The organism is Shigella sp. FJ200513 (genome assembly GCF_040495915.1).
In the GTDB taxonomy this organism is placed as follows: domain Bacteria; phylum Pseudomonadota; class Gammaproteobacteria; order Enterobacterales; family Enterobacteriaceae; genus ECMA0423.
Window position 1 is genome coordinate 1 of sequence record NZ_JBDYCV010000082.1, and the last position, 17,568, is coordinate 17,568.

Here is a 17,568-nt window from a genome sequence, read left to right on the forward strand (position 1 = left end):
TCTGATGGAAATGGAAGCCACGCAAGCACCTTAAAATCACCATCATACACTAAATCAGTAAGTTGGCAGCATTACCGTCTTGCCGAAGAAGATCCAGCTTCTGCAACCAGGCCATTCAGAACTGAAGTGAAGCGCAGTCGACTGTTAATTGACGAGTATCTGTTAATCAGGAAAATAGCAGACGTCCAGAACGAATGGTTCGGCCTTTGCATGGATCTTGCACTGGTAACAGGACAGCGCAAAGGAGATCTGGCGGCTATGAGATGGGAGGATATAAGAGATAGCAGGCTATACGTGGAACAACAAAAAACAGGGGCAAAAATTCGCATTTCTCTCCCCACCACGATTTCCAGATTGAATTTAACACTTGCCGATGTACTGGATAACTTGAAAAAAATAAACGGTAAAAACGAAAAGTTACTCGGAGGGAAGACAGCCAGGACAATTGCAGCACAGTTCAGGATTGCCCGAGACACATCCGGATTGAAATGGGAAGGTGACCCACCGCCATTTCATGAAATCCGAAGTTTATCCGGTCGCCTGCACTCAGCAGAAAAAGGCAGTGATTTCACTCAGGCGCTCCTTGGACATCGTTCATCCAGCATGACGGATAAATACCGTGACGGACGAGGGAGGGAATGGAAAGACATTTAGAATTAATTTCGAATGATTTCGAAATGCCACTTGTAATTAATTGATTATAAAGAATTAATTCCTAAAGAGCATTTGCTTCATGAATGCTCCTTTGCATTTAGCAACTGACTGTAACAGCTAAAATTAGTCGCTTTTGGCGGTGAATGCTGAATTAAAACGCAGAATTTTGTCCGATAGTGGTATCGGTGTACCATTCGCGCAGACGAAAATTCTTAACCTTAATCTGGAATACGCCATGACCACACGCGTGATTGCTCTCGACTTAGACGGCACCTTATTGACCCCGAAAAAGACCTTGCTTCCATCATCGATAGAAGCCCTGGCCCGCGCTCGCGAAGCAGGCTATCAATTAATCATCGTCACAGGTCGCCATCACGTCGCTATTCATCCTTTTTATCAGGCGCTGGCGCTGGATACACCTGCTATTTGCTGTAATGGCACCTATTTGTATGATTATCATGCAAAAACCGTGCTGGAAGCGGACCCAATGCCCGTTAATAAAGCCCTGCAACTCATTGAGATGCTGAATGAACACCACATTCACGGTCTGATGTATGTCGATGATGCAATGGTCTATGAGCACCCGACCGGGCATGTCATTCGCACGTCTAACTGGGCGCAAACCCTGCCGCCGGAACAGCGTCCGACTTTCACACAAGTCGCTTCTCTGGCTGAAACGACGCAACAAGTTAACGCCGTATGGAAGTTCGCCCTGACGCACGATGACCTGCCGCAATTGCAGCATTTTGGTAAGCATGTCGAACATGAACTGGGACTGGAGTGTGAATGGTCCTGGCACGATCAGGTTGATATTGCACACGGCGGCAACAGCAAAGGTAAACGTTTGACGAAATGGGTTGAGGCGCAAGGTTGGTCGATGGAAAACGTCGTGGCATTCGGCGATAACTTTAATGATATCAGTATGCTGGAAGCCGCTGGTACAGGCGTGGCGATGGGCAACGCCGATGACGCGGTAAAAGCGCGCGCCAACATTGTGATTGGTGATAACACCACCGACAGCATTGCCCAGTTCATTTATAGCCACCTGATTTAATCAGGCGGTTATCGACACACTTTTAATTTGCGCGTACAGCCACAGGCCAGGTTTGATCGCCAGTTCATCCCTGGCCCACGGGCTGATACGCGCCCACAGCGTTTTACCGCCGACTTCCAGCTCCACTTCCACCTGGCCGTTGTCGTCATAACTATTAACAACTTTTGCCCGCAATACGTTACGAATGCTGGTTTGCTGCGGCGGTTGTAAAACCAGAGAAACATCGGAAGCCTGAATGCGGATACGTAGCGCAGCTTGCAGCGGTTCGCCCAGCTTATTGACCCACAAATGCTGATCGCCCAGCGCCAGCGCGGTCATCGCGTAATGCGGATGATGCTCAAGCACCGTCACTTTCAGAATGCTACTTTGTTGCTCTTTCGGCAGCCACGGATTCATCACGCTACTGCCCCACACTTCCTCCAGCGCGCCAAAGGCTTTCACCTGACCGTTTTCCAGTACCATCACTCTGTCTGCCAGATGGAGGATCTCATCCAGCGAATGGCTGACATACAACATCGGAATGTTGATTTCCCGTGTCAGCCGTTGCAGATAAGGCAACAGTTCGCGTTTACGCGGAATATCCAGTGACGCCAGCGGTTCATCCAGCAACAGCAATTCCGGTGCTGTCAGCAAAGCCCGACCAATCGCCACGCGCTGTTTTTCGCCTCCGGACAGGCTGCCTGGTAAACGGTCAAGCAACGGTTCAATGCCTAAAAGCGCCACCAGCTTATCGAACTGATCGACCATACTTTTCGACATGCCGTAGCGCAGATTGCCACGCACTTTGTAATGCGGGAACAACCGCGCATCCTGAAAAACATAGCCAACACGACGCTTTTCCGGCGTCAGGCAGATACCTTTTTCGGCATCATTTAGTACCCGCCCATTGAGGACAATCCGCCCTTTTTGCGGGCGCGTCAGTCCACTGATGGCGTTAATCAGCGAAGTTTTTCCGGCACCGGAGACGCCAAAGATAGCAGTGATGCCATTGGCGGGCAGCGTTTCATTAATGGTCAGGCAATGGTTGCCCAACGTCTGGGAAAAATTCAGCTCCAGCATGATTAGCGCCCCGCCCGTTCACGGCTGATTCTGGCCAGCCATTCTGAAATCAACAGGGAGATCATCGCCAGCGCAATAGAAATAATGCACAGTCTCGCCGCGCCACTTTCCCCGCCGGGGGTCTGGATCAGGGTATACATGGCAGAAGGAATGGTTCGCGTTTCGCTAGGAATGTTCGACACAAAGGTGATGGTTGCACCAAACTCACCGAGAGAACGAGCAAAAGCCAGTACCGTACCAACAATAATTCCCGGTAAGGTCAGCGGTAACGTGATAGTAAAGAAAACGCGCCAGCGCCCGGCACCTAGTGTTCTTGCGGCCTGTTCCAGTTTGACATCAACCCCTTCCAGCGCCAGACGAATTGCCCGCACCATCAGCGGAAACGACATGACGGCGGCAGCGAGAACCGCGCCGCGCCAGCTAAAGGCGAAGGTAATACCAAACCAGTCATACAGACGTTCACCGATAAATCCGCGCCGTCCCATCGAAACTAATAATAAGTAACCGACGACCACGGGCGGTAACACCAGCGGTAGATGCAGTACGCTGTCGAGCAGAGCTTTGCCCGGAAACGTGCAACGCACCAGTAACCAGGCAAAAAAGATCCCAAACGGCAGGCTAAACAGCACAGCCAGGGAAGAAACTTTCAGGCTTAATAAAACTGCCTGCCATTCTGGATCGGTCAGTATCATTACTTGGTTGTAAATCCGTAACGTTTAAAGATTTCCGCTGCCTGCGGTCCCTTCAGATAATCATAAAATGCTTTCACTGTCGCATTGTTATGCCCTTCCACAACAGCAACCGGATATTCCACTTTTTTATGTGAATCTTCCGGGAAGGTGGCAACCACTTTTACCCCTTTGCTGGCAACTGCGTCAGAACCGTAGACAATGCCCAGAGGCGCTTCGTTACGTTCGACCAGCGCCAGCGCCCCACGAACATCTTCCGCTGGGGCCAGTTTCGGAGAGAGCGTATCCCATGCGCCCAGTTTTTGCAGTGCTTCTTTTGCATAAATGCCAGCGGGAACATGTTCCGGATCGCCAACCGCCAGGCGACCGCCATTCAGCAGCGAAGTCCAGTTAGTTTTGCTGTCGATGGTGAAATCTTTCTGCTCGCTGGCTTTCGGTGCTACAACGACCAGGCTATTGCCGAGCAGTGTCTGACGCGTAGCAGTATCGATCGCTTTTTTATCAACCGCATAATCCATCCATTTCTGATCGGCAGAAATAAACAGATCCGCAGGGGCACCCGCTTCAATCTGACGGGCGAGAGTAGATGACGAAGCGAAAGAAGAAACCACATCCACGCCTTTCTCTTTTTTATACTGCGTAGCAATGTCCTGCATTGCGTTAGTCAGTGATGCGGCGGCGAACACCGTGATTTTCCCTTCATCTGCCAGTGCATTGCCAGCAACTGCGAAAGAGAGTGCCGCCCCGGCAAACAAGTTCAACCATTTACGAGCCATTGGTAACCCCTTAATGTAACGTTATGTAGGCGACAATATAACGACTAACTCGGAATTTTCCCAGCAGTTATTGCTAACCTTTGTGAGGTAGATAAGAAAAAATATCGGCAGGAAAAGCAGGAAGTTGAGAAAAAGAAAATGCCCGACTAAGCGGGCACTCAGGGAATCAATGATTTTGTCCGGGCTGGTCTTTTTTACCAACACCAGAAAAGATGTTGAATACTTCACCAAGACCGTAAATCAGACCCAGGATGATGGCCATCACGACAGGTACCATGATTACGGCGAATACCAGACTTTTTAATAACTCTAACATGGTCAACTCCAGATATAGTCATGAGACTATTCTAACCGCTAAGCACAGAAAAGCACTCCCCTTTTGTGCGGTCAGCTTTGCGTGGCGTTCGTTTTCCGTCACAATAAGACTTTTGCCAGGACATTGTTATGCAGGCCGAAATCCTTCTCACCCTTAAGCTCCAACAAAAATTATTCGCCGACCCGCGCCGCATTTCGCTACTAAAACACATTGCGCTTTCCGGTTCCATTAGCCAGGGAGCGAAAGATGCCGGTATCAGCTATAAAAGCGCCTGGGATGCCATTAACGAGATGAATCAGTTAAGTGAGCATATTCTGGTCGAGCGCGCAACAGGCGGTAAAGGTGGCGGAGGCGCAGTACTGACCCGCTATGGTCAGCGACTGATTCAGCTCTATGACTTACTGGCGCAAATCCAGCAAAAAGCCTTTGATGTGTTAAGTGACGATGACGCCCTGCCGCTGAACAGCCTGCTGGCCGCGATCTCACGTTTTTCACTGCAAACCAGCGCCCGTAACCAGTGGTTCGGTACCATCACCGCCCGCGATCATGATGACGTTCAACAGCATGTTGATGTCTTACTGGCTGACGGAAAAACACGCCTGAAAGTCGCAATTACCGCACAAAGCGGCGCACGTCTGGGGCTGGATGAAGGCAAAGAAGTGTTGATATTGCTAAAAGCGCCGTGGGTAGGCATTACTCAGGACGAAGCGGTCGCACAAAACGCCGACAACCAATTACCGGGTATTATTAGTCATATTGAGCGCGGCGCAGAGCAGTGCGAAGTATTAATGGCGCTACCCGACGGGCAAACACTGTGCGCCACAGTGCCGGTAAATGAAGCGACTTCTCTTCAGCAAGGGCAGAATGTCACGGCCTACTTTAATGCCGACAGCGTGATTATCGCCACGCTGTGCTAAGCGTGTTGACAATTTGTTATGAAACACGTATCCCTGTCAGTAATCGCTGCACAAAATGGGATATAAAATGTCATCGTTGCAAATTTTGCAAGGCACGTTTCGTCTTAGCGACACAAAAACGCTGCAATTGCCTCAGCTAACGTTAAACGCGGGTGATAGTTGGGCGTTTGTCGGTTCGAATGGAAGTGGAAAGTCGGCGCTGGCCCGCGCGCTGGCGGGGGAACTTCCGCTTTTGAAAGGTGAACGGCAAAGCCAGTTTTCCCACATCACTCGTCTCTCCTTCGAGCAATTGCAAAAGCTCGTCAGCGACGAATGGCAACGGAATAACACCGATATGCTCGGCCCTAGCGAAGATTACACCGGACGCACTACGGCTGAGATTATTCAGGATGAAGTAAAGGATGCACCGCGTTGCATGCAACTGGCGCAGCAGTTCGGTATTACCGCCCTCCTCGACCGACGCTTTAAATACCTTTCCACTGGCGAGACGCGAAAAACCCTGCTGTGTCAGGCGCTGATGTCGGAGCCTGACTTGTTGATTCTTGATGAGCCGTTCGATGGCCTGGATGTTGCCTCACGTCAGCAGCTGGCTGAGCGACTCGCCTCGTTACATCAGTCCGGTATTACTTTGGTACTGGTGCTCAATCGCTTCGATAAGATCCCGGAATTTGTCCAGTTTGCTGGCGTGCTGGCGGATTGTACGTTAGCGGAAACTGGCGCTAAAGAGGAACTGCTCCAGCAAGCACTCGTCGCGCAACTTGCGCATAGTGAACAGCTTGAAGGTGTGCAACTGCCGGAGCCGGATGAACCTTCAGCACGTCACGCCTTACCCGCCAACGAATCGCGCATTGTGCTGAACAATGGCGTGGTTTCTTATAATGATCGCCCCATTCTTAATAACCTTAGCTGGCAGGTGAATCCAGGCGAACACTGGCAAATTGTCGGGCCAAATGGCGCGGGAAAATCGACGTTATTAAGCCTGATTACTGGCGATCATCCGCAAGGTTACAGCAACGATTTGACGCTTTTCGGCCGACGTCGCGGCAGCAGCGAAACCATCTGGGACATCAAAAAGCATATCGGTTACGTCAGCAGTAGTTTGCATCTGGATTACCGGGTCAGCACTACCGTGCGTAATGTGATTCTTTCTGGCTATTTTGATTCGATTGGCATTTATCAGGTCGTTTCGGATCGCCAGCAAAAACTGGTGCAGCAGTGGCTGGATATTCTCGGCATTGATAAACACACGGCTGACGCTCCGTTCCATAGTCTTTCCTGGGGACAGCAGCGTTTGGCGCTGATCGTCCGCGCACTGGTGAAACATCCGACGTTGCTTATTCTCGATGAACCACTACAGGGGCTTGATCCGCTCAATCGCCAACTTATCCGCCGTTTTGTTGATGTGCTGATTAGCGAAGGTGAAACGCAATTGTTGTTTGTTTCGCACCACGCTGAAGATGCGCCTGCCTGTATTACCCATCGCCTTGAGTTCGTGCCGGACGGTGGACTCTATCGCTATGTGCTGACAAAAATATATTGAGTCGGTAGTGCTGACCTTGCCGGAGGCGGCCTAAGCGCACTCTCCGGCCAACGGTTCGACGCATGCAGGCATGAAACCGCTTCTTTTTTCAGATAAAAAGCGCAATCATTCATAAACCCTCTGTTTTATAATCACTTAATCGCGCATAAAAAACGGCTAAATTCTTGTGTAAACGATTCCACTAATTTATTCCATGTCACACTTTTCGCATCTTTGTTATGCTATGGTTATTTCATACCATAAGCCTAATGGAGCGAATTATGAGAGTTCTGGTTACCGGTGGTAGCGGTTACATTGGAAGTCATACCTGCGTGCAATTACTGCAAAACGGTCATGATGTCATCATTCTTGATAACCTCTGTAACAGTAAGCGCAGCGTACTGCCTGTTATCGAGCGTTTAGGCGGCAAACATCCAACGTTTGTTGAAGGCGATATTCGTAACGAAGCGTTGATGACCGAGATCCTGCACGATCACGCTATCGACACCGTGATCCACTTCGCCGGGCTGAAAGCCGTCGCCGAATCGGTACAAAAACCGCTGGAATATTACGACAACAATGTCAACGGCACTCTGCGCCTGATTAGCGCCATGCGCGCCGCTAACGTCAAAAACTTTATTTTTAGCTCCTCCGCCACCGTTTATGGCGATCAGCCCCAAATTCCATACGTTGAAAGCTTCCCGACCGGCACACCGCAAAGCCCTTATGGCAAAAGCAAATTGATGGTGGAACAGATCCTCACCGACCTGCAAAAAGCCCAGCCGGACTGGAGCATTGCCCTGCTGCGCTACTTCAACCCGGTTGGCGCGCATCCGTCGGGCGATATGGGCGAAGATCCGCAAGGCATTCCGAATAACCTGATGCCATACATCGCCCAAGTTGCTGTAGGCCGTCGCGACTCGCTGGCGATTTTTGGTAACGATTATCCGACCGAAGATGGTACTGGCGTACGCGATTACATCCACGTAATGGATCTGGCGGACGGTCACGTCGTGGCGATGGAAAAACTGGCGAACAAGCCAGGCGTACACATCTACAACCTCGGTGCTGGCGTAGGCAGCAGCGTGCTGGACGTGGTTAATGCCTTCAGCAAAGCCTGCGGCAAACCGGTTAACTATCATTTTGCACCGCGTCGCGAAGGCGACCTTCCGGCCTACTGGGCGGACGCCAGCAAAGCCGACCGTGAACTGAACTGGCGCGTAACGCGCACACTCGATGAAATGGCGCAGGACACCTGGCACTGGCAGTCACGCCATCCACAGGGATATCCCGATTAAGGAACGACCATGACGCAATTTAATCCCGTTGATCATCCACATCGCCGCTACAACCCGCTCACCGGGCAATGGATTCTGGTTTCACCGCACCGCGCTAAGCGCCCCTGGCAGGGGGCGCAGGAAACGCCAGCCAAACAGGTGTTACCTGCGCACGATCCAGATTGCTTCCTCTGCGCAGGTAATGTGCGGGTGACAGGCGATAAAAACCCCGATTACACCGGGACTTACGTTTTCACTAATGACTTTGCGGCCTTGATGTCTGACACGCCAGATGCGCCAGAAAGCAACGATCCTTTGATGCGTTGCCAGAGCGCGCGCGGTACCAGCCGGGTGATCTGCTTTTCACCGGATCACAGTAAAACGTTGCCAGAACTGAGCGTTGCGGCATTGACGGAAATCGTCAAAACCTGGCAGGAGCAAACCGCAGAGCTGGGAAAAACGTACCCGTGGGTGCAGGTCTTTGAAAACAAAGGTGCGGCGATGGGCTGCTCTAACCCGCATCCGCACGGACAGATTTGGGCAAATAGCTTCCTGCCTAACGAAGCTGAGTGCGAAGACCGCCTGCAAAAAGAATATTTTGCCGAACAGAAATCACCAATGCTGGTGGATTATGTTCAGCGCGAGCTGGCAGACGGTAGCCGTACCGTTGTCGAAACCGAACACTGGTTAGCCGTTGTGCCTTACTGGGCTGCCTGGCCGTTCGAAACGCTACTGCTGCCCAAAGCCCACGTTTTGCGGATCACCGATTTGACCGACGCCCAGCGCAGCGATTTGGCGCTGGCGTTGAAAAAGCTGACCAGTCGTTATGACAACCTCTTCCAGTGCTCCTTCCCCTACTCTATGGGCTGGCACGGCGCACCATTTAATGGCGAAGAGAATCAACACTGGCAGCTGCACGCGCACTTTTATCCGCCTCTGCTGCGCTCCGCCACCGTACGTAAATTTATGGTTGGTTATGAAATGCTGGCAGAGACCCAGCGAGACCTGACCGCAGAACAGGCAGCAGAGCGTTTGCGCGCAGTCAGCGATATCCATTTTCGCGAATCCGGAGTGTAAGAAATGAGTCTGAAAGAAAAAACACAATCTCTGTTTGCCAACGCATTTGGCTACCCTGCCACTCACACCATTCAGGCGCCTGGCCGCGTGAATTTGATTGGTGAACACACCGACTACAACGACGGTTTCGTTCTGCCCTGCGCGATTGATTATCAAACCGTGATCAGCTGTGCACCACGCGATGACCGTAAAGTTCGCGTGATGGCAGCCGATTATGAAAATCAGCTCGACGAGTTTTCCCTCAATGCGCCCATTGTCGCGCATGAAAACTATCAATGGGCGAACTACGTTCGTGGCGTGGTGAAACATCTGCAACTGCGTAACAACAGCTTCGGCGGTGTGGACATGGTGATCAGCGGCAATGTGCCGCAGGGTGCCGGGTTAAGTTCTTCCGCTTCACTGGAAGTCGCGGTCGGAACCGTATTGCAGCAGCTTTATCATCTGCCGCTGGACGGCGCACAAATCGCGCTTAACGGTCAGGAAGCAGAAAACCAGTTTGTTGGCTGTAACTGCGGGATCATGGATCAGCTAATTTCCGCACTCGGCAAGAAAGATCATGCCTTGCTGATTGACTGCCGCTCACTGGGGACTAAAGCAGTTTCCATGCCGAAAGGTGTGGCTGTCGTCATCATCAACAGTAACTTCAAACGTACCCTGGTTGGCAGCGAATACAACACCCGTCGTGAACAGTGCGAAACCGGTGCGCGTTTCTTCCAGCAGCCAGCTCTGCGCGATGTCACCATTGAAGAGTTCAACGCTGTTGCACATGAGCTGGACCCAATCGTGGCGAAACGCGTGCGTCATATCCTGACTGAAAACGCCCGCACCGTTGAAGCTGCCAGCGCGCTGGAGCAAGGCGACCTGAAACGTATGGGCGAGTTGATGGCCGAGTCTCATGCCTCTATGCGCGATGATTTCGAAATCACCGTGCCGCAAATTGACACTCTGGTAGAAATCGTCAAAGCTGTGATTGGCGACAAAGGTGGCGTACGCATGACCGGCGGCGGATTTGGCGGCTGTATCGTCGCGCTGATCCCGGAAGAGCTGGTGCCTGCCGTACAGCAAGCTGTCGCTGAACAATATGAAGCAAAAACAGGTATTAAAGAGACTTTTTACGTTTGTAAACCATCACAAGGAGCAGGACAGTGCTGAACGAAACTCCCGCACTGGCACCCGATGGTCAGCCGTACCGACTGTTAACTTTGCGTAACAACGCAGGGATGGTAGTCACGCTGATGGACTGGGGTGCGACTTTACTTTCCGCCCGTATTCCGCTTTCCGATGGCAGCGTCCGCGAGGCGCTGCTCGGCTGTGCCAGTCCGGAATGCTATCAGGATCAGGCTGCGTTTCTGGGGGCCTCTATTGGTCGTTATGCCAACCGCATCGCCAATAGTCGCTATACCTTTGACGGTGAAACCGTGACGCTTTCGCCAAGCCAGGGCGTTAACCAGCTGCACGGCGGCCCGGAAGGGTTCGACAAACGTCGCTGGCAGATTGTGAACCAGAACGATCGTCAGGTGCTGTTTGCCCTGAGTTCAGATGATGGCGATCAGGGCTTCCCGGGTAATCTCGGCGCGACGGTGCAATATCGTCTGACCGACGATAACCGTATCTCCATTACTTATCGCGCCACAGTTGATAAACCTTGCCCGGTGAATATGACTAATCACGTCTATTTCAATCTTGACGGCGAGCAGTCTGACGTGCGCAATCACAAGTTGCAGATTCTGGCGGACGAATATCTTCCGGTTGATGAAGGCGGCATTCCGCACGACGGCTTGAAATCTGTCGCCGGAACGTCTTTTGATTTCCGCAGCGCCAAAATCATCGCCAGTGAGTTTCTTGCCGACGACGATCAGCGCAAAGTGAAAGGTTACGATCACGCATTCTTGTTACAGGCCAAAGGCGATGGCAAGAAAGTGGCGGCGCATGTCTGGTCAGCAGATGAAAAATTGCAGCTGAAGGTCTACACCACCGCTCCGGCTCTTCAATTCTACTCCGGCAACTTCCTCGGCGGCACACCGTCGCGGGGAACCGAACCTTACGCCGACTGGCAAGGGCTGGCGTTGGAAAGCGAGTTTCTGCCGGACAGCCCGAACCACCCTGAATGGCCGCAACCGGACTGCTTCCTGCGTCCTGGCGAAGAGTATTCCAGCCTGACGGAATATCAGTTTATTGCTGAGTAATGTTAAGCCCTCGTCATGAGGGCTTTATCTTCATATTGTTCAAATCACCAGCAAACACCGACATATTTGCAACTCAATATTCACAACAACCTTACACTGCGCCACTATTTTCGCTATGGTTATGCGTAAGCATTGCTGTTGCTTCGTCACGGCAATATAATGAGAATTATTATCATTAAAAGATGATTTGAGGAGTAAGCATATGGCTGTAACTAAGCTGGTTCTGGTTCGTCATGGCGAAAGTCAGTGGAACAAAGAAAACCGTTTCACCGGTTGGTACGACGTGGATCTGTCTGAGAAAGGCGTAAGCGAAGCAAAAGCAGCAGGTAAGCTGCTGAAAGAGGAAGGTTACAGCTTTGACTTTGCTTACACTTCTGTGCTGAAACGCGCTATCCATACCCTGTGGAATGTGCTGGACGAACTGGATCAGGCATGGCTGCCCGTTGAGAAATCCTGGAAACTGAACGAACGTCACTACGGTGCGTTGCAGGGTCTGAACAAAGCGGAAACTGCTGAAAAGTATGGCGACGAGCAGGTGAAACAGTGGCGTCGTGGTTTTGCAGTGACTCCGCCGGAACTGACTAAAGATGATGAGCGTTATCCGGGTCACGATCCGCGTTACGCGAAACTGAGCGAGAAAGAATTGCCGCTGACGGAAAGCCTGGCGCTGACCATTGACCGCGTGATCCCTTACTGGAATGAAACCATTCTGCCGCGTATGAAGAGCGGTGAGCGCGTAATCATCGCCGCACACGGTAACTCCCTGCGTGCGCTGGTGAAATATCTTGATAACATGAGCGAAGAAGAGATTCTTGAGCTGAATATCCCGACTGGCGTGCCGCTGGTGTATGAGTTCGACGAGAATTTCAAACCGCTGAAACGCTATTATCTGGGTAATGCTGACGAGATCGCGGCGAAAGCAGCAGCCGTTGCGAACCAGGGTAAAGCGAAGTAAACGTCATTCGTTTAAAAAATGAGAAAGCCGACTGCAAGTGAGTCGGCTTTTTTGTTTGTCGTTGCTAACAATGGAGCACATTGCCTGATGCGACGCTGCGCGTCTTATCAGGCCTGTGGTGATTCATCGGATACGCCACTCTGACGGCGCATCCGACAATTAAACCTTACCCGCGACGCGCTTTTACTGCATTCACCAGTTGACGTAACAGAGCATCGGTATCTTCCCAGCCAATGCAGGCATCGGTGATGCTCTTACCGTAGGCCAGCGGCTCCCCGCTATCGAGGCTCTGATTGCCTTCCACCAGATGGCTTTCCACCATCACGCCAATAATGGCCTTTTCGCCACCGGCAATCTGCTGGCAAACGTCAGCACAAACATCCATCTGCTTTTTGAATTGTTTGGACGAATTAGCATGGCTGAAATCGATCATCACCTGAGCTGGCAGACCTGCTTTGTTCAGCCCTTCTTTCACTTCAGCAACGTGCTTCGCGCTGTAGTTAGGCTCTTTACCGCCGCGCAGAATGATATGGCAATCGCCGTTACCACTGGTATTCACAATCGCCGAATGCCCCCATTTAGTTACGGACAGGAAGCAGTGCGGCGCACCGGCGGCATTAATGGCATCGATAGCCACTTTAATCGTACCGTCTGTGCCATTTTTAAAACCTACCGGACAAGAAAGACCAGACGCCAGTTCGCGGTGCACCTGCGATTCCGTGGTACGTGCACCAATTGCGCCCCAGCTCATCAGGTCAGCGAGATACTGAGGAGTGATCATATCGAGAAACTCACCCGCCGCTGGCAGACCGCTGTCGTTAATATCAAGCAGCAATTTACGGGCTATACGCAGACCGTCGTTGATCTGGAAGCTGTTATCCATATGCGGATCGTTAATCAACCCTTTCCAGCCCACCGTGGTACGCGGCTTTTCAAAATAGACGCGCATTACGATTTCCAGCTCATCTTTCAGCTCTTCACGCAGCGCCAGCAAGCGAGTGGCATACTCTTTAGCCGCGACAGGATCATGAATTGAGCACGGGCCAATCACCACCAACAGGCGATCATCATTACCTTTCAGGATCTTATGGATCGCTTTTCGGGCATGGGCAACCGTATTCGCGGCATTTTCAGTTGCGGGGAATTTTTCCAGCAATGCGACAGGAGGAAGTAACTCTTTGATTTCTTTGATGCGTAAATCGTCGTTCTGATAATTCATGTCTGTTCCAGTGTTGCCATACTTATCTTAGTGAATGCAATACTTCCAATCTATATCTTCCGTCAGAATGTGTAAACGGGGTTTTACACTATGAACGGATTAATCCTGGAATTAGCAAGAAAAACGCCAGATTGTCGCGAAAAACGAGATCTCTCCTACAATTTCTAACTGTAACTCCTTTGTTTGTTAATTATTTCAAGATTCTCTGCTGCGTTTCATAAACTGGCTGAAATCTTAAACCAATGCCTTATATTCACCTGCAAATGCACTGTTGGAAGAGGTTATCCGACATAACGACCATAACAGGAGCATCCTATGAAAATGACAAAACTGGCCACATTATTTCTGACTGCCACTCTAAGCCTTGCCAGCGGTGCCGCACTGGCTGCCGATAGCGGAGCGCAAACTAATAACGGCCAGGCAAACGCCGCAGCTGATGCGGGCCAGGTAGCCCCTGACGCCCGTGAAAATGTCGCGCCAAATAACGTCGACAATAACGGGGTAAATACCGGTTCTGGCGGCACAATGCTGCATTCGGATGGTTCTTCAATGAACAATGACGGAATGACCAAAGATGAAGAGCACAAGAACACCATGTGCAAAGATGGTCGATGTCCGGATATCAATAAAAAGGTACAAACCGGTGATGGCATCAATAATGATGTCGATACCAAAACCGACGGTACCACGCAGTAACCCTGCAAAATAGCCAATAATGGGAGAGCGGAGTCTCTCCCTTTTAATTTTTCACTTCTAAAAGCAGTATGATGTCATAAAGTTAAGTGAGAATAATTAAGGGATGACTCGTCATGGCGCACTCACACTCACACACGTCCTCACACCTGCCAGAAGATAATAATGCTCGTCGCTTGTTGTATGCTTTCGGCGTGACTGCCGGGTTTATGCTGGTAGAAGTCGTTGGTGGTTTTCTTTCTGGTTCTCTGGCATTGCTGGCCGATGCGGGTCATATGTTGACCGATACTGCCGCCCTGCTTTTCGCCCTACTCGCCGTGCAATTTTCACGTCGTCCTCCCACCATTCGCCACACTTTCGGTTGGCTAAGACTGACCACGCTCGCGGCGTTTGTGAATGCCATCGCCCTCGTGGTAATTACCATTTTGATTGTCTGGGAGGCGATAGAACGCTTCCGCACGCCGCGTCCGGTCGAGGGAGGCATGATGATGGCAATTGCCGTGGCTGGGTTGCTGGCAAATATACTTTCTTTCTGGTTACTTCATCACGGCAGCGAAGAGAAAAACCTCAACGTACGAGCAGCGGCACTGCATGTGCTCGGGGACCTGCTGGGTTCGGTTGGGGCTATTATTGCCGCGTTGATTATTATCTGGACTGGCTGGACACCTGCTGACCCCATTCTCTCGATACTGGTGTCGCTTCTGGTTCTGCGTAGCGCGTGGCGACTGTTGAAAGATAGCGTGAATGAATTACTTGAAGGTGCACCGGTATCGCTGGATATCGCTGAACTGAAGCGTCGTATGTGCCGGGAAATCCCGGAAGTCCGCAATGTGCACCATGTACATGTATGGATGGTAGGCGAGAAGCCGGTGATGACGTTGCATGTGCAGGTGATCCCGCCACACGATCACGATGCCTTGTTGGATCAGATCCAACACTACCTGATGGATCACTATCAGATTGAGCACACCACCATTCAGATGGAATATCAACCTTGTCATAGGCCAGACTGCCACCTGAATGAAGGGGTGTCTGGCCATTCACATCATCACCATTAATGGGACAGCGCGCGTGAGCCTCTTTCACGTGCGCTGTTGATCCACATCCGGCTGCCGTTGAGCGCAATAAAGGTCAGGATGATGTACTCCAGAGACATGGCGTAAACGCCCTGAAGTGCAAAAATAACGACGCTAATCACGTTAATAATCACCCACAACAGCCAGTTTTCCACATACTTACGCGTCATCAGAATCATTGCCACGATAGATAACACCATCATGCATGAATCCCAGAACGGGAAAGCGTCCGGTTGCAGTTCAGGCATCACAACCTGTAATCCTAATGCTTGCATGATCATGACTGCCACGCGGGTCAAAAATGCAAACACCGGATTGATAAATACCGTCATCAGACCAATCGAAACAACGCAAACCGCCAACCAGCTGAGTGCCTTCGGCAATGGCAACCAGCGAATTTTCAACTCCGCCTCGTTCTGACTGGTTTGTCGCGACCACGCATACCAGCCGTAAATATTCGCGGCAAAGAAAAACACCTGTAATAGCAGGCTGGCATACAGCTGAATCTGAAAGAAAATAATGCCAAACAAGGTAACGTTGATCAGGCCAAAGAAGTAGTTGCTGATCTTCTCCAGACTGGCAAGGCCAATACACAGCAACCCGGCGATCGTGCCTACCGCTTCGATCCATGAGAGATCATAACCGCCCGCCCCTATTGGTATATGTACCAGGATATTCTGCACACTAAAAAAATCCATCTTTCCCCCAAAGCGTAACGTTACGCCTTATTATTCGTTATCCACGTAGTGTAGCCGCAAAATCCAGCATACGATTGAGCGGCACCAGCGCCCTCTCTCGCAGCCTCTCATCGACATGAACCTCGTGATTACTTCCTTCCTGTTCTAATGCCTCTGCGATAGCCTGAAGGTCATTCATGGCCATCCACGGACAATGCGCGCAGCTGCGGCAGGTTGCGCCCTCACCCGCGGTTGGTGCTTCCAGTAACTCTTTATCTGGCACCGCCTGCTGCATTTTGTAGAAAATACCCCGATCGGTTGCCACAATAAGCCTCTGATGAGGCAATGCTTTTGCAGCAGCGATCAGTTGACTGGTGGAACCGACCGCATCCGCCATATCGACAATAGCTTGTGGTGATTCTGGATGCACCAGTATGGCAGCATCCGGGTATTCTTCTTGCAAGCGGGTTAACGCCTGAGTCTTAAATTCATCATGCACAATGCAGGCACCCTGCCAGCATAAAATGTCTCCACCCGTCTGTTTTTGCACGTAACGCCCCAGATGTTTGTCGGGTGCCCAGATGATTTTTTCACCCAAACTATCAAGATGATCAATAAGTTCGACGGCAATGCTTGAAGTTACCACCCAATCTGCGCGCGCTTTTACCGCAGCAGAAGTGTTGGCGTAGACGACGACAGTACGATCGGGATGGGCATCGTAAAATGCGTTAAATTCTTCAACAGGGCAGCCGAGATCCAGTGAACACTCAACCTGAAGTGTCGGCATCAGAATTGTTTTTTCCGGACTGAGAATTTTGGCGGTTTCTCCCATAAATCTCACCCCAGCGACTAACAAAGTAGAAGCGGGATGCTTTGCACCGAAGCGCGCCATTTCCAGAGAATCAGAAATACAGCCACCGGTTTCTTCTGCCAGTTGTTGAATTTCGGGATCGGTATAGTAGTGGGCAACCATCACCGCATTACGTTCTTTTAGCAGACGTTTTATCTTCTCGCGGTAATACGCTTTTTCATCAATGCTTAACGGCGTCGGCTTCGGGGGGAAAGGATAAATCGCCGTGTCTGGATCAAACATTACGCTCATCTTACCATCTCGTTTTACAGGCTTAACGTTAAAACCGACATTAGCGTAACATTCGCTGTTATCGGTGTAATTTGTTTTATATGCTAAACAAGATAGTCGAATGGTGGGGAAAAGTCACTCGAATTACGCCTAATTCCACCGACGTAGAGTTGCTTGCACAGTAAGCTCTGACGATGTCATCAGGTTTACAAAGTGAAATTGAGGATGCCTGAATAGCAAAAAAGCGCCTTTAGGGCGCTTTTTTGCATTGGTGGGTCGTGCAGGATTCGAACCTGCGACCAATTGATTAAAAGTCAACTGCTCTACCAACTGAGCTAACGAC

General features: G+C 50.9%; 18 protein-coding genes. 11 read left to right on the forward strand and 7 right to left on the reverse strand.

What is annotated here, in order from left to right:
* Together ABZJ92_RS15820 and ybhA are read left to right on the forward strand one after the other, a co-directional pair.
* A partial coding sequence (locus ABZJ92_RS15820) for a tyrosine-type recombinase/integrase (RefSeq protein WP_250543915.1) occupies positions 1-654 on the forward strand: 654 nt, incomplete at its 5' end.
* Between the two features lie 235 nt (positions 655-889).
* Positions 890-1,708 carry a bifunctional pyridoxal phosphate/fructose-1,6-bisphosphate phosphatase gene (ybhA, locus tag ABZJ92_RS15825; protein WP_005049371.1) on the forward strand — a complete coding sequence of 273 codons (819 nt, stop codon included), beginning with the start codon at positions 890-892 and terminating at the stop codon, positions 1,706-1,708.
* Here ybhA and modC read toward each other — a convergent pair whose 3' ends face one another.
* The 4 genes from modC to acrZ all read right to left on the reverse strand — a co-directional run bounded on the left by modC (position 1,709) and on the right by acrZ (position 4,548).
* Positions 1,709-2,767, reverse strand: a complete 1,059-nt coding sequence (gene modC, locus ABZJ92_RS15830) for a molybdenum ABC transporter ATP-binding protein ModC (protein WP_000891695.1) — start codon at positions 2,765-2,767, stop codon at positions 1,709-1,711.
* A 2-nt stretch (positions 2,768-2,769) separates the two neighbouring features.
* On the reverse strand, positions 2,770-3,459 hold the full coding sequence (modB, locus tag ABZJ92_RS15835; protein ID WP_000604036.1) for a molybdate ABC transporter permease subunit: 690 nt from the start codon (positions 3,457-3,459) through the stop codon (positions 2,770-2,772).
* Positions 3,459-4,232 (reverse strand): molybdate ABC transporter substrate-binding protein, encoded by a 774-nt coding sequence (gene modA, locus ABZJ92_RS15840; protein ID WP_000101994.1) that lies wholly within the window; start codon positions 4,230-4,232, stop codon positions 3,459-3,461. Before modA ends, modB begins: the two co-directional genes overlap by 1 nt.
* Positions 4,233-4,398: 166 nt before the next feature.
* Entirely contained in the window at positions 4,399-4,548 is a 150-nt protein-coding gene (gene acrZ, locus ABZJ92_RS15845; RefSeq protein WP_000891515.1) for a multidrug efflux pump accessory protein AcrZ, read from the reverse strand.
* A gap of 128 nt (positions 4,549-4,676) precedes the next feature.
* Between acrZ and modE the strand changes: the two genes are divergently transcribed.
* The 7 genes from modE (at position 4,677) to gpmA (ending at position 12,479) form a co-directional block, all read left to right on the forward strand.
* Positions 4,677-5,465 carry a molybdenum-dependent transcriptional regulator gene (modE, locus tag ABZJ92_RS15850; RefSeq protein WP_001147439.1) on the forward strand — a complete coding sequence of 263 codons (789 nt, stop codon included), beginning with the start codon at positions 4,677-4,679 and terminating at the stop codon, positions 5,463-5,465.
* Positions 5,466-5,532: 67 nt separating this feature from the next.
* Positions 5,533-7,005 carry a molybdate ABC transporter ATP-binding protein ModF gene (modF, locus tag ABZJ92_RS15855; RefSeq protein ID WP_000096899.1) on the forward strand — a complete coding sequence of 491 codons (1,473 nt, stop codon included), beginning with the start codon at positions 5,533-5,535 and terminating at the stop codon, positions 7,003-7,005.
* Between the two features lie 260 nt (positions 7,006-7,265).
* Complete coding sequence (galE, locus tag ABZJ92_RS15860; RefSeq protein WP_001265430.1) at positions 7,266-8,282, forward strand: UDP-glucose 4-epimerase GalE; 1,017 nt, start codon at positions 7,266-7,268, stop codon at positions 8,280-8,282.
* 9 nt (positions 8,283-8,291) lie between these two features.
* Positions 8,292-9,338, forward strand: coding sequence for a galactose-1-phosphate uridylyltransferase (gene galT, locus ABZJ92_RS15865; protein WP_000191505.1), 1,047 nt, complete (start codon positions 8,292-8,294; stop codon positions 9,336-9,338).
* A gap of 3 nt (positions 9,339-9,341) precedes the next feature.
* Positions 9,342-10,490 (forward strand): galactokinase, encoded by a 1,149-nt coding sequence (galK, locus tag ABZJ92_RS15870; RefSeq protein WP_000053437.1) that lies wholly within the window; start codon positions 9,342-9,344, stop codon positions 10,488-10,490.
* On the forward strand, positions 10,484-11,524 hold the full coding sequence (galM, locus tag ABZJ92_RS15875; protein WP_000931389.1) for a galactose-1-epimerase: 1,041 nt from the start codon (positions 10,484-10,486) through the stop codon (positions 11,522-11,524). Before galK ends, galM begins: the two co-directional genes overlap by 7 nt.
* A 202-nt stretch (positions 11,525-11,726) precedes the next feature.
* Positions 11,727-12,479 (forward strand): 2,3-diphosphoglycerate-dependent phosphoglycerate mutase, encoded by a 753-nt coding sequence (gene gpmA / locus ABZJ92_RS15880; protein ID WP_001295305.1) that lies wholly within the window; start codon positions 11,727-11,729, stop codon positions 12,477-12,479.
* A 166-nt stretch (positions 12,480-12,645) separates the two neighbouring features.
* Here the strand turns inward: gpmA and aroG are convergent, their stop codons facing one another.
* Positions 12,646-13,698: a 3-deoxy-7-phosphoheptulonate synthase AroG gene (gene aroG / locus ABZJ92_RS15885; protein ID WP_001109193.1), complete on the reverse strand. Its 1,053-nt coding sequence runs from the start codon at positions 13,696-13,698 to the stop codon at positions 12,646-12,648.
* Between the two features lie 315 nt (positions 13,699-14,013).
* Between aroG and ABZJ92_RS15890 the strand changes: the two genes are divergently transcribed.
* Positions 14,014-14,394 (forward strand): YbgS-like family protein, encoded by a 381-nt coding sequence (locus ABZJ92_RS15890; protein WP_000784351.1) that lies wholly within the window; start codon positions 14,014-14,016, stop codon positions 14,392-14,394.
* Between the two features lie 113 nt (positions 14,395-14,507).
* Positions 14,508-15,449: a CDF family zinc transporter ZitB gene (gene zitB, locus ABZJ92_RS15895; RefSeq protein ID WP_000951294.1), complete on the forward strand. Its 942-nt coding sequence runs from the start codon at positions 14,508-14,510 to the stop codon at positions 15,447-15,449.
* Here zitB and pnuC read toward each other — a convergent pair.
* Positions 15,446-16,165 carry a nicotinamide riboside transporter PnuC gene (gene pnuC, locus ABZJ92_RS15900; RefSeq protein WP_000345410.1) on the reverse strand — a complete coding sequence of 240 codons (720 nt, stop codon included), beginning with the start codon at positions 16,163-16,165 and terminating at the stop codon, positions 15,446-15,448. The genes zitB and pnuC overlap by 4 nt on opposite strands.
* Positions 16,166-16,202: 37 nt before the next feature.
* On the reverse strand, positions 16,203-17,246 hold the full coding sequence (gene nadA / locus ABZJ92_RS15905; RefSeq protein WP_000115308.1) for a quinolinate synthase NadA: 1,044 nt from the start codon (positions 17,244-17,246) through the stop codon (positions 16,203-16,205).
* Positions 17,247-17,568 lie beyond the last annotated feature (322 nt).

Bases quoted from the DNA above. Each gene is read 5' to 3' on its own strand.
- ybhA (WP_005049371.1), top strand. From the start codon at position 890: ATGACCACACGCGTGATTGCTCTCGACTTAGACGGCACCTTATTGACC.
- modC (WP_000891695.1), bottom strand. From the start codon at position 2,767: ATGCTGGAGCTGAATTTTTCCCAGACGTTGGGCAACCATTGCCTGACC.
- modB (WP_000604036.1), bottom strand. From the start codon at position 3,459: ATGATACTGACCGATCCAGAATGGCAGGCAGTTTTATTAAGCCTGAAA.
- modA (WP_000101994.1), bottom strand. From the start codon at position 4,232: ATGGCTCGTAAATGGTTGAACTTGTTTGCCGGGGCGGCACTCTCTTTC.
- acrZ (WP_000891515.1), bottom strand. From the start codon at position 4,548: ATGTTAGAGTTATTAAAAAGTCTGGTATTCGCCGTAATCATGGTACCT.
- modE (WP_001147439.1), top strand. From the start codon at position 4,677: ATGCAGGCCGAAATCCTTCTCACCCTTAAGCTCCAACAAAAATTATTC.
- modF (WP_000096899.1), top strand. From the start codon at position 5,533: ATGTCATCGTTGCAAATTTTGCAAGGCACGTTTCGTCTTAGCGACACA.
- galE (WP_001265430.1), top strand. From the start codon at position 7,266: ATGAGAGTTCTGGTTACCGGTGGTAGCGGTTACATTGGAAGTCATACC.
- galT (WP_000191505.1), top strand. From the start codon at position 8,292: ATGACGCAATTTAATCCCGTTGATCATCCACATCGCCGCTACAACCCG.
- galK (WP_000053437.1), top strand. From the start codon at position 9,342: ATGAGTCTGAAAGAAAAAACACAATCTCTGTTTGCCAACGCATTTGGC.
- gpmA (WP_001295305.1), top strand. From the start codon at position 11,727: ATGGCTGTAACTAAGCTGGTTCTGGTTCGTCATGGCGAAAGTCAGTGG.
- aroG (WP_001109193.1), bottom strand. From the start codon at position 13,698: ATGAATTATCAGAACGACGATTTACGCATCAAAGAAATCAAAGAGTTA.
- ABZJ92_RS15890 (WP_000784351.1), top strand. From the start codon at position 14,014: ATGAAAATGACAAAACTGGCCACATTATTTCTGACTGCCACTCTAAGC.
- zitB (WP_000951294.1), top strand. From the start codon at position 14,508: ATGGCGCACTCACACTCACACACGTCCTCACACCTGCCAGAAGATAAT.
- pnuC (WP_000345410.1), bottom strand. From the start codon at position 16,165: ATGGATTTTTTTAGTGTGCAGAATATCCTGGTACATATACCAATAGGG.
- nadA (WP_000115308.1), bottom strand. From the start codon at position 17,246: ATGAGCGTAATGTTTGATCCAGACACGGCGATTTATCCTTTCCCCCCG.